Origin of the sequence: Halolamina sp., assembly GCF_036626355.1 — an archaeon.
Lineage (GTDB): Archaea > Halobacteriota > Halobacteria > Halobacteriales > Haloferacaceae > Halolamina.
Map to the genome: position 1 here is coordinate 1 of NZ_JAZKRY010000092.1, position 11,091 is coordinate 11,091.

Annotated in this window: 9 protein-coding genes; 4 read left to right on the top strand and 5 right to left on the bottom strand. The window is 66.4% G+C overall.

Annotated elements, in window-relative coordinates; genetic code table 11:
- Both V5A38_RS12770 and V5A38_RS12775 read left to right on the top strand, forming a co-directional pair.
- On the top strand, positions 1–964 hold a 964-nt coding region (locus V5A38_RS12770; protein ID WP_332326147.1), incomplete at its 5' end, for a transcription initiation factor IIB.
- Between the two features lie 216 nt (positions 965–1,180).
- The gene (locus V5A38_RS12775) at positions 1,181–2,146 is read left to right on the top strand and encodes a TIGR00269 family protein (RefSeq protein WP_332326148.1); all 966 of its coding nucleotides are present in this window, start codon (positions 1,181–1,183) and stop codon (positions 2,144–2,146) included.
- Positions 2,147–2,357: 211 nt separating this feature from the next.
- Here V5A38_RS12775 and V5A38_RS12780 read toward each other — a convergent pair whose 3' ends face one another.
- Together V5A38_RS12780 and V5A38_RS12785 are read right to left on the bottom strand one after the other, a co-directional pair.
- Complete coding sequence (locus V5A38_RS12780; RefSeq protein ID WP_332326149.1) at positions 2,358–3,149, bottom strand: class I SAM-dependent methyltransferase; 792 nt, start codon at positions 3,147–3,149, stop codon at positions 2,358–2,360.
- A 44-nt stretch (positions 3,150–3,193) separates the two neighbouring features.
- Positions 3,194–4,078, bottom strand: coding sequence for a hypothetical protein (locus tag V5A38_RS12785; protein ID WP_332326150.1), 885 nt, complete (start codon positions 4,076–4,078; stop codon positions 3,194–3,196).
- A gap of 175 nt (positions 4,079–4,253) precedes the next feature.
- Between V5A38_RS12785 and V5A38_RS12790 the strand changes: the two genes are divergently transcribed.
- Positions 4,254–4,652, top strand: coding sequence for a hypothetical protein (locus tag V5A38_RS12790; protein ID WP_332326151.1), 399 nt, complete (start codon positions 4,254–4,256; stop codon positions 4,650–4,652).
- On the opposite strand, the gene V5A38_RS12795 is transcribed toward V5A38_RS12790, so the two are convergent.
- The 3 genes from V5A38_RS12795 to V5A38_RS12805 all read right to left on the bottom strand — a co-directional run bounded on the left by V5A38_RS12795 (position 4,646) and on the right by V5A38_RS12805 (position 8,597).
- The gene (locus tag V5A38_RS12795) at positions 4,646–6,676 is read right to left on the bottom strand and encodes a hypothetical protein (protein ID WP_332326152.1); all 2,031 of its coding nucleotides are present in this window, start codon (positions 6,674–6,676) and stop codon (positions 4,646–4,648) included. The two genes, V5A38_RS12790 and V5A38_RS12795, sit on opposite strands and share 7 nt — an antisense overlap.
- Before the next feature lie 70 nt (positions 6,677–6,746).
- Positions 6,747–7,580, bottom strand: a complete 834-nt coding sequence (locus V5A38_RS12800; protein WP_332326153.1) for a deoxyribonuclease IV — start codon at positions 7,578–7,580, stop codon at positions 6,747–6,749.
- A gap of 186 nt (positions 7,581–7,766) precedes the next feature.
- Positions 7,767–8,597, bottom strand: coding sequence for a biotin/lipoate A/B protein ligase family protein (locus V5A38_RS12805; RefSeq protein ID WP_332326154.1), 831 nt, complete (start codon positions 8,595–8,597; stop codon positions 7,767–7,769).
- A 494-nt stretch (positions 8,598–9,091) separates the two neighbouring features.
- Between V5A38_RS12805 and V5A38_RS12810 the strand changes: the two genes are divergently transcribed.
- Entirely contained in the window at positions 9,092–10,015 is a 924-nt protein-coding gene (locus V5A38_RS12810; protein WP_332326155.1) for a serine/threonine-protein kinase RIO2, read from the top strand.
- Positions 10,016–11,091: the final 1,076 nt, after the last annotated feature.

The window sequence follows — 11,091 nt, forward strand, 5'->3', positions numbered from 1 at the left end:
GGACGAGCGAGTCGAAACCGAGGACGAGCGAGTCGAAACCGAGAGCGAACAGCTCTGCCCGGAGTGTGGTGGTACCCTCCACGACGACGAATCCCAGGCGGAGACGGTCTGTGAGGACTGCGGCCTCGTCGTCGACGAGGACGCCATCGACCGTGGCCCCGAATGGCGAGCGTTCGATAGTGCCGAGAAGGACGAGAAATCCCGCGTCGGCGCCCCGACGACGAAGATGATGCACGACGAGGGGCTCTCGACCAACATCGGCTGGCAGAACAAGGACGCCTACGGCAATCAGCTGTCGTCCAGTCAGCGCGAGAAGATGCAGCGGCTGCGCACCTGGAACGAGCGGTTCCGCACCCGCGACCACAAGGAACGCAACCTGAAGCAGGCACTCGGCGAGATCGACCGGATGGCCTCCGCGCTCGGGCTTCCCGAGAACGTGCGTGAGACCGCGTCGGTCATCTACCGCCGTGCGCTCGCGGAGGATCTGCTGCCGGGGCGCTCCATCGAGGGGATCGCCACGGCCAGCCTCCACGCGGCGGCCCGCATGGGGAACGTTCCCCGCAGCCTCGACGAGATGAGCGCTGTCTCCCGCGTCGACCAGGCCACGTTCAAGCGTGCCTACCGCTACATCGTCCGGGAGCTCTCCCTCGAGGTCCAGCCCGCTGACCCGCTCGAGTACCTCCCCCGCTTCGCCAGCGACCTCGGCCTCTCGGACGAGACCGAACGTCGCGCCCGGGAACTGCTCGAGACGGCCAAGCGCCAGAACGTCCACTCGGGCAAATCGCCCGTCGGGCTCGCCGCCGCGGCCATCTACGCCGCCGGCGTGCTCTGTAACGACGCGCTCACCCAGACCGAGGTCAGCGACGCGACGGACATGAGCGAGGTCACCATCCGGAACCGGTACCAGGAGCTGCTCCAGGCCGCCGAGAACGAGTCCGCCTCGGCCGCGACCCCCGCTGCCTAAGCCGACTCCGGCTGACGCGGCGTGGAGACGGACGGTTCGCTGATCTGGTTTTCAGTTTTCACACCTCGAAAGTGGCGACACGGCCGCGAATCCGTAGGTGAGCATGTCGATTGCCTCAGCCCTGCTGCGGGCGTTCGGGGGGAGCTCGCCCATTCCGGGCTTCCTGCAGTCGGAAAGCCGAAACCCGTATCCCCGGCCGCCTGCTACTCGCCGTCGATGGACTGTGACCGGTGTGGTGACGACGCCGTCATGCATGCCGCCTACTCCGGCGCGCATCTCTGTGCGGACCACTTCACGCGCTCCGTCGAGAAGCGGGTGCGCCGCCGAATCCGGGAGGACAGCCTCCTTTCTAAGGACGCGACCCCCGAGGAGCCCGAAACGTGGGTTATCGGTCTCTCGGGGGGGAAAGACAGCGTCGTCCTCACGGAGATTCTCTACGAAACGTTCGGCAAGGACCCCCGAGTCGAACTTGTCGCCCTCTCGATTCACGAGGGGATCGAGGGCTACCGCGACGAGTCTCTCGCCGCTTCCGAAGAGCTGACTGACCGCCTCGAGATGGCCCACAAAGTGGTGGGCTACGAGGAGGAGTTCGGCGTCAAGATGGACGAAGTGGTGGAAGAGGACCCGGAGAACATGGCGCCGTGTGCCTACTGCGGCGTCTTCCGGCGCGACCTGCTGGAGAGCTACGCTGAGGAGCTTGGGGCCGATAAGCTACTCACCGGGCACAATCTGGACGACGAGGCCCAGACCGCGCTGATGAACTTCCTCGAGGGGGACGTCCGCCAGGTGGCCAAGCATTTCGACGCCTCCCTCGGCGGCTTCGACGAGCGCGAGGAGAGCGACTCCTTCGTCCCGCGTGCGAAGCCGCTGCGGGACGTGCCGGAGAAGGAAGTCGCGCTCTATGCGCATCTTGCGGACCTGCCGGCCCACATTACGGAGTGTCCCCACGCGAGTGAGGCGTACCGCGGCGAGATTCAGGAACTACTGTTGAAACTGGAGGAGAACCACCCGGGGACGCGGCACTCGATTATGTCGGGGTACGAGGAGTTGGCCTCCTTGGCGGCTGCTGCGTACGATTCCTCCGAGGGTGGGGAGTTGAAGGAGTGTGTAGAGTGCGGATCGACGACGTCGGGTGAGGTCTGTCGGAAATGTCGGTTGTTGACGTCGATGGAAGCTATTTGAGTAGTGGTATTGGCGGGTTTCGTTGGTGTATTCTCGGTTTTCGTTGTTTTTACGATGGGTTAGTTTCGGGTACAAACACTGGCGCCGCGACGACAACCGCCAACAGCACCGCGGAGTTGTTTGCGGTCCCAACTGTCCAAGCACACTCCGCAGCCCTGTGCGCAGTGCTGGCACATCATCCAACGATCCCGAAATCCATACAGGAACCGTTTCAGACTCGACCAACAGTAACCTCGAAGGGCACAACCTCGCGCCGCCTGTACTCCCCCGCCGCCATCTCCCGAACAACCTCTCGCCCCATCGACCGCCACTCGGACCGAAGCTCGTCGTACTCCTCGCCCACCGCGTTCCGGATCTCCGACTCGTGGTCGGCCAACCCGGCACCGCTCGCTTTCCTGGCAGCGTCCTCCATCGCCGGCTCACAATAGGGCGGTTCGACCAGCTTCTCGTGACGATACACCCGGTCGGCAACGACCGATATCCCCGCATTCTCGAACAGCGTCTCCACCCGATCACCCAGCGCCACATCCGTCCCGATCCCCTCGAGATACGCCGCCCGAACACGGGACTCCAGCCGTTCCTCGGCCTCGACCGTCGACGAGACCTCGACGGCGGCGTTGTTCGGCTCGACTGCCGCCACGAAGTCCGATGAAACGCGAGCGAACTCCACTACTGCCGCCCCAGGCCCCGGGAGATTGATGAGGAGCGCCTGGCAGACCACCAGGTCGAACGTGTCGTCCGGGAACGGGAGCCGGGTCGCGTCGGCGGCGACCATCGGCAGCCCCGTCTGCTCGCGCGCAACGTCCAGCAGCCCGGTATCGGCGTCGGCGCCGATGACCGTGCCGGGCGTCTCGCGATCGAGCACACGGGTCAGTTCACCCGTCCCGCAGCCGACGTCCAGCACGCGCTCGCGGGAGTCGAGCGAGAGCGGGGCCAGCGCGGCGGTCTCCTCCCACATCCCGCGGCGGGTGTGTTCGAGATACTCGGCGGTGAACTCGCGCACGGCACCGGGTCCGCCCGGCGCGGAGAAAAGTGGGTCGGTGGCGGTTAGCTCCGGCGGCGGGCCAGGAGGGCGGCGACGAAGATCCCGAGCGCGCCAAGCAGCACGGGTGTGCCGAAGCCGGGGAGCTCAGTTTGGGTGCGTTCCGGGCGTTCAGTCGGGTAGCGCACCGTTATCTCGATGGGTTCGGTATCGACAGGGTGGGTGTCACTTCCCGCGAACATCGGGAGCTGGTACGTCTCGGAGTCGTTAGTCGCCTCGATCGCCACGAACAGCTTCAGCTCCGCTGAGACGGTCTCGTCGGGCTCGACGGCGCCCCAGGTGAACGTGCGGTTGGCGCCGTGGTACGTCGCGGACTCCGAACTGGTGGACGCGATGTTCCAGCCGTCGGGCAGTGAGCCGAGGGTGAGCTTCAGCCCCTCGACTGCTCGGTCGCCGGTGTGTTCCAGCGTGAACGTCACTGTTGCCCGGCCACCGGGCTCGCTAGTCACCGGCTCTGCGGTGAACCCGAGTGGCTCGGTCGTCCGAAGCGTAAGATCCAGTGTCCCCGGCTCGTAGCGCCGCAGCCGGCTCACCCCTTCGTCGGACACCGCCATGACCGCTTCGGCGTCGACGTCGTCGCCGACAGTCAGTTCGTAGAAACCGGACTCGTCGGTCGTTGCCGTCACGACGCTCTCGGGCGGGTCGGCAGCGATGTCACGGAGCTCAGCAGTCGAGGCGTTCTCGAACAGGCTCTGAGTCCCCACAAGTACAATCGCGTCCGCGACGGCGCTTCCGTTGAGGTAACTGACCGTGCCGGAGATGGTGGTCTCCGCTGCCGCGTCGACAGCCGCCGGGGCAGCGCTCGTCGCGGGTGATACGGGCGCGCCGACCGCGGCGGCTGGGATGGTGGCCAGCGCGAGCAGGACGGCAACGAGAACGGGGAGTCGCATGGTGGAGGTTGGGAGAGGAGCGGTAAGTCTCCCTCGGATTAGGGCTCCTGGGTGCCGTCCGAACGGCTGCGAGATGCTGCGTCGTTCTTCCCTCACGTGGCCACCCGTCCCGGTATTCCTGGAGGATCGATCCCCGCGGAACCGCGTCCGGCGGCTCACCGCTGAAACGGAGGAGATGGTTATCCCCGGCGATATCGACAATGTCAACCACGGAGAGAGAGACGTCCATCCGCGCAACGTATCCGTTCAGGTAAGACACCGTATCTTCCACGGGCTCCGGGCACAACAGAGAGCCGAACCTATTGCGACGCGAGATCTGACAGCGGAATACCGCACGATACCCATCGTTGCCGGCAGCTTCAACCTCGAATATGAGTATGAGCGCACCGTTTGCATGCTCTGGGAGCGAGAGCGGTGCGTCGCCGACGAACCTGAACGCGCCGGCGATTCACACGAACCGAGCCGCCTGCACTGGTGGGTAACCGAGCACGAGGTAGTTCGCGAACGCGTCGACGGTTTCGGGCTGCATCGGCGTCGAATCAACCCCGGGGAGCTGGACAGTATCGGCTACTGATAGTCGGGGACCGTCCCCAGGCCAGATAGCACCTCGGGTTCGACCTCCCCATCGATATTCGCTGCCTCGAACCGGATGACACCCCCGTTTTCGGCGAGTTCGGCGAGCCGATCGGCCGAGACCGGCGTGTCGAACGCGATGGTGCTGTCGGCCAAGTGGAACGTATCGGGACACTCCTGCGAGAAGAGGGCGGCCGTCCGGCCGACGGTGTCTTCGAGCGGGATCGGAGCGCGGGCGGATACGCGGTAGGCGTCACCGTCGGCCGCCACAACGGAGAAGATCGCCGGCGGATCGCCGGAGGGCCGAACCGCGACCGAAAGCGACCCGTCGCCGAGAAAACGCGAGCTCTCATAGAACCCCGCGAGCTGTGTACTCAGTGCGACGGAGTAGCCGAACACGAGATACGTTCCGAACCGCTCGGCCGCGTGCAGGGAGAGCGGCTGCTCCGGCAGCGCGGCGACTGTCACCCCGTCGAACAGGCCCGTCAGCGGCGCCGTCTCCGCGCGGTCCCACCGGAAGGACACCACACCGACATCCCCGTTCGGGATGTCGTCGAAGCTGAGGATACCGTCCGAGCAGACGAACCCCGCAGTCGTCACACGGCCGCCGTAGTGGACGTAGAGATACTCTCCCCGCAGCACCGTTCGAAGCTCAGCACGCGTGACGTCGGGTCGGTATTCCGCGGTCGGCGTCCCCTCACCGATGTCGACCTGTGCCCAGTTCACGCGGTCGAACCGACCGCCCGCCGAGGGCGGATCGCCGATGAACAGTACCGACGCCTCCGCCCCCGGAGCGCGCTCCAGCGCCGCCATCCGCTGGCGTCCTGCCTCGGGAAGCGACGCGACACCCGGCGAGACGGTGCTGGCTGTCGACAGCTGAATCGAATTATCGATCGGGGAGGGCTCGCCAGTCGTCCGCGGCTGCCCATCCGCCGTGACGTGGATTCGATCGAAGGAGTTGAGCAGGTATGGGACTGCCTCCGCATCCGCCATCGTCGGTCGGAGCGTCGCCGTCGCCGGCCAGCGCGGCAGGAGCGGCTCCAGGCTATCGAACGGCACCTCCAGATACTCCCGGAGCTGCTGGGTGACCGGCTCGTCGTAGAGTTCGGGCGGGTAGAACGGGAGCTCCGGGGCGAGTTCGTCGTACTCTGCGCGCGGGTTGGAGTAGTAGCCCCCGATACGGACGAGACTGTCGAGGAGCGTACACCGGGCGAGCAGTTCGTCGACGGACTGCTCGAGCCGCTCCCCGCTGCCCAGCGGTTCCGTGTGCCGGTCGAACCGGAGCTCCGCCCGGTCACCGGAAACGACCTCGGCGCCGAGATAGTGGGCCAGCGGCGTCACCCGGAGGACAGCGGCGGTATCGGCCGGCACGGCCACGGTCACCCCTGTCTCCGGCTTCGAAAGCGGGTCGGGGATATCGAGCCCCTCCCCGATCTCGATTGCAGGCGGATGACCCCGAAGCGTCGGCCACGAACGTTCGGCCGACCACTCCTTGATCGACGAGCCGAGGTAGGAGGCTGCCTCCATCAGCGCCTCGGGATCGTCGGAGACGGTCATCGTCGCCGCCGGCTCCTCGTGGAACGACCGCGCGCCGATGACCACCTGCGTCGGCTCGGCGAACTCGAACACCAACGCCTCGACGGCATCGTTCCCAGCGTCTTCGAGGTAGCCGGTGATGGTCCCGCGCTCGACGTAGACGAGCGTCTTCAGACTCGCGGAGAGGTCGAGAAACGTCCCCTCGGCGGCAACAGAGAACGGCTGGGTCGTGACGTTGCCGTAATGCTCCCCGTCGAGATCGCGAACGGCCGCCGCCGTGGTGTCCTCGCTCCGCAGCGATTCCACTTCGAGACTCACCGCGCCGTCCACGGGGACGTCGAACCACGACCCGCTCGCAGGCGTGAACGACGTGGCTCCCTCGGTTTCGAGGATGAACTCCCCACCTCCGACCTCATCACGCAGCGTTAGCGCTCCGTTCTCGAGGGAGAACGACACCGGCCCCATCTCGCTGATCGTTCTCCCAGACATACGCCAGTGCAATCGGTACGCGGGGATATGATTGTTGCCCCGTTTGCGACAACGGAAGTGGCGAGGCTGACTACTCCTCGTGGAGCGCTTGGACGTGCTCGACGTTCCAGGCGTAGCTGCGGCCGTCCTCCGTCGGCGTCTCCAGCACGAACGGCTGGTCGCGCCACTGCGGGTGGGTGAGGATGCGGCGCATGCCGTCGTCGCCGATGTGGCCGTCGCCGATGTGGGCGTGTTCGTCCTTGTTCGTCCCGCAGGCGTGCTTGGAGTCGTTGAGGTGGATGCAGTAGAGGTGTTCAGTGCCGACCACGTCGTCGAACTCCGCCACCGTCTCGTCGACGGCCTCGGGCGTCGAGAGGTCGTAGCCCGCCGCGAACATGTGGGCGGTGTCGAGACAGACGCCGACCTCGGCCGCAGTCCCCTCGACGACGCGTGCGAGATGCTCGAACTGGCCGCCGAGCTTGGTGCCGCTGCCGGCGTCGCTCTCGACCAGCACCATGACGCCATCGGGGATGTCCAGCTCGTCGATAACCGAGATGGCGTTCTCGATGCCGCCGTCGACGCCCGCACCGGTGTGGGCACCGAGGTGGACGTTCACGTACTCGATGCCGAGTTCGTGGGCGGCGTCGACCTCCTGCTGCATCGAGTCGAGGCTCTTCGCGCGGAGGTCGTCCTTCGGCGTACAGAGGTTGACGAGGTAGGAGGAGTGGATGACCCACGGCCCAGCGAGCGCTGCTTCGGTCTCCTCGCGGAACTGTGTGGCACCCTCGTCGCTGATGTCGCCGTGGTCCCAGACCTGTGGGGAGTGGGTGAACACCTGGCCGCAGTTACCACCGATATCCAACTGCCGTTCGACCGCGTTGCCGACCCCGCCGGCGATGGAGACGTGCGCGCCAATCCTGAGCATGGCTGGACTGGGCAAGCGACCGGCAAAAGCAGTTCGGAACCGACCAGCGGGAGGATTCGAACTACGCGGGGCGAGCGACGCGAGCCTCGCCATCGAGTTCGGAACCGTGCGTCGACGGAGCGGATCACACGAACCGAGCGGAGCGAGGGTCGCCAGCTGGTCCGAAGCCGGCAGACCTGTGGCGATTCAGCGCTCGCTCCCCTCGCGCTCGCGCACCCACGAATCGTGTCCGTACTTTTCGGCGGCGATCTCCCGCCCGCGGGCCAGTTCCGCTTCGGTCCACTCCCCGTCCTCGGCGTCGGCCCACTCCGCGAGCGCGGACTCGAAGGCCGCAACTGCCTCCTCCCGAGTGACGTCGACGATATCGGTGACACCCGCGACGCGCTCCTCGAACGCCTCGGGGGAGACGCCCGGCTCCGAAAAGACGCCGAGGTGGCGCTCGGGCGTAGCGTCGTAGGTGATAGAGCCATGCTGGATGACCGCCTCCTTCTGGCGGTACTGGGCGTTGCCAGCCAGCTTACGGCCGGTGCCGCCGTCGCTGACCACGTCGTGGGCCGGATGGAGCGCGCGGAGGTAACACGCCGGCTCGTAGAGCGCGGGACGGGCCTCCTCGACGAAGTCGGCGTCGGCGCCGAGCCGGGCGAAGCCGTCGAGAACTGGCGGGCAGAGCAGGTGGTACGATTCCATCAGCTCGCCGGGGAGCTCCACAGCGGGCGCGGTGATGGAGTAGGAGATGTCGCCGAGTGAGTCGTGGTAGATCCCACCGCCGCCGGTCTGGCGCCGGGTCACATCGATGCCCTCGGCCTCGCAGAACGCCCAGTCGACGGTTTCGGGCGCCTGGCCGTAGCCCATGGAGAGACAGCTCGGCTCCCAGCGGTAGAGCCGGACCGTGCGCGGGCCGCCCGCGGCGGCCGTCTCGGCGGCCACCTCGTCCAGCGCCATGTTGAGCGGCCCCGGGCGGGCCTCCTCGCGGATCAACCGCCACTCCCGGTCGGCAATGTCGTCAGCATCGGTCATGGTTCCGGGTTCGGCGGCACGGGGAAAGCGGTTATGGGCCGTGGTTTGGGGGAACGAGGAGAAGACAGTGAGCCCCGTCGACGCGCGTTGCGGTGGCGCGAAGCGGCCACGCCCCCGTGCGCGGCCCGAGCGCGAGGTTCTCGCGAGTGAAACGAGCGGGAGCACGAGAGAGCGTGCACTCTCGGAGGACGACTGAGCGAACGACGTGAGCGAAGGAGTCGGCTGGGAAGGCGCGTAAGCGGTGCTGTCGGGTTGGACTGATAGTGATTACTGCGAGTCTGTCCCGCCGTGACCATCCGTGTCGGTGAGGGGAGCCCCTGAACCGGCGTCGTTCGACACCGTCGATGACACTATTCGCCGTAATCATTATGAAAGGGCGGGGGCTTTCACGGTGTTCCCGTTCCCATTCCCGTTCTCAACCGTCGTCAAACTGAACCGAGCGAACGCGACGAATAACGCGGCACCCTTTTTCCCGCCCGGCACCCAGAACACGTATGGTCGGCAACGTCGCGAGCGTCATGGCCGAGCTCGAAGCCGAGGATTTCTACCTCCTCTCCGGGCTCGAACAGGGGATGCGTTTCTCCGAGTGGGTGAACCTGGAGAAGCTTCCCGACTACGCCGACATGACCGAGGAAGAAACGAAGTACCGACTCGACCGCTGTGCGGACCGCGAACTGGTCGAGCGCAAGACGATGCAGTACGAGGGCTACCGGCTCACCTTCGAGGGGTACGACTGTCTCGCGCTGCGGACGTTCTCCGAACGGGGCACGATCGATGGGGTGGGCGCCTCCCTCGGCGTCGGCAAGGAGAGCGACGTCTACGAGGTGCAGTCCTACCAGCCGATGGCGCTGAAATACCACCGCGAAGGGTACACGGGGTTCCGGAAGGTGGACAAGGAGCGGGAGTACACCGCCGACCGCCATCACGTCTCGTGGTTCTACACCGCACGGAAAGCCGCCGAGCGGGAGCACGAGGTGCTCGCCGATCTCTATCCCGACGTGTCGGTCCCGCGGCCGGTGGACCAGAACCGCCACGCCATCCTGATGGCGAAGTTCGAGGGGGTCGAACTCGCTCGCGCCTCGTTCCCGCCCGCGCAGGTGACCGGCGTCTGTGACCTGGTGCTCCGGGAGATGCGCGACGCCTATCACGCCGGCTACGTCCACGCCGACATGAGCCAGCACAACGTCGCCGTCGCCGAGAGCGGCATCACCGTCTTCGACTGGCCCCAGGCGGTCCCAACCGATCACGAGAACGCCGACGAGTTACTGGAACGCGACGTGGAGAACGTGGTGAGTTTCTTCCAGCGCAAGTACCCCGGCGAGATGCCCGATGAGGTCGATTATCGCGCGCTCGCGAAGACGATTCGCACTGGCGACGGGGAGTTCGGGAGCGTGACAAAGTTCGGCGAAGACGCGTAGGCGGGGAGAGTGGTGTATCGAGCGACGACCCCAGGCGACTGTAGGGCGCCCTCGTCGCTAGCCGTCGACCACGCCGGAAACGAGGTCGCCCGGTGGCCGCCTGACGGTGAAGGCGGGCGTCGACAAACCGCGCCTCGGCTCGGCGGCACCAGTTCACGACGGCGTCGATCGGTGCCAGTTTCATCGACTCGCCGTTCACATCCGTGGTCGGGAGTGACGACGCATCGACGTCGGGGGTCGAGGGCGGGTCCGGAACCGCAGGTGGGAAGCCATCCCCCGGAGCCTTGTCGCTCGGGTAGTCGCCGTTGGTCACGAACGTCCTCTCGATCGTTCCTGGATGCTCGAAGGGAGCACCGGGAGTCCCATCATCGTCCTGTCGCGACCGAGAGCCCGACGCCCACAGTTGTGAGAACCCCGCGGCGATTCATACTGGGAAAGCTACACGATGGTTGAGTAAACCCCCGGCGCTGGGCCGGTGACGGGGGGCAGGCCAGTTCCGCGCTGTTCTCGTCGAGCGTCTCTCGCTCGCGCGCCCCGGACGGGTGACGCCACTCGACATCACTGACGGAAGCCCACCGCGGCCGAGAATCGTCTCTGGGGCGCCGACGGTCACGTCCCGGGCGCCGCCGTTCTGCCCCGGCGGGACCGCCGACACCTCGTGTCGCGTCCGATCCGTATCCGTCGCGACGTTGACCCAGCCGTCCAGTGGGCGGCGGGAGACGCTCCCATCGGTGCCGACAGCAACCGCGAACCGCGTCGAACCCGTCGACGAGAGACGGGGTATCCGAGTAATTCAAGCGTGACCGACAAACACGTATTGCGACCCGACTCGAAGCAGTGTGTGAGCTCGCTGTGCGACGAGCGTCAGACGCTATTTCCCGTCGTACAGCCGTCTGACGTGGTTTTTCAAGGGCCTATCCCGTTACTGGAACGTGTCGTCCAGGCCCTCTCCCGGGACCATCGACGACCCACCCCGAGCAGAGGAACCGAGCGACAACCGAGGCAGCCCGATCCCGACAGTGACCCAGCCCGACTCCACCGATCAGCAGACCCAGCCCGACTCCACCGGTCAACAG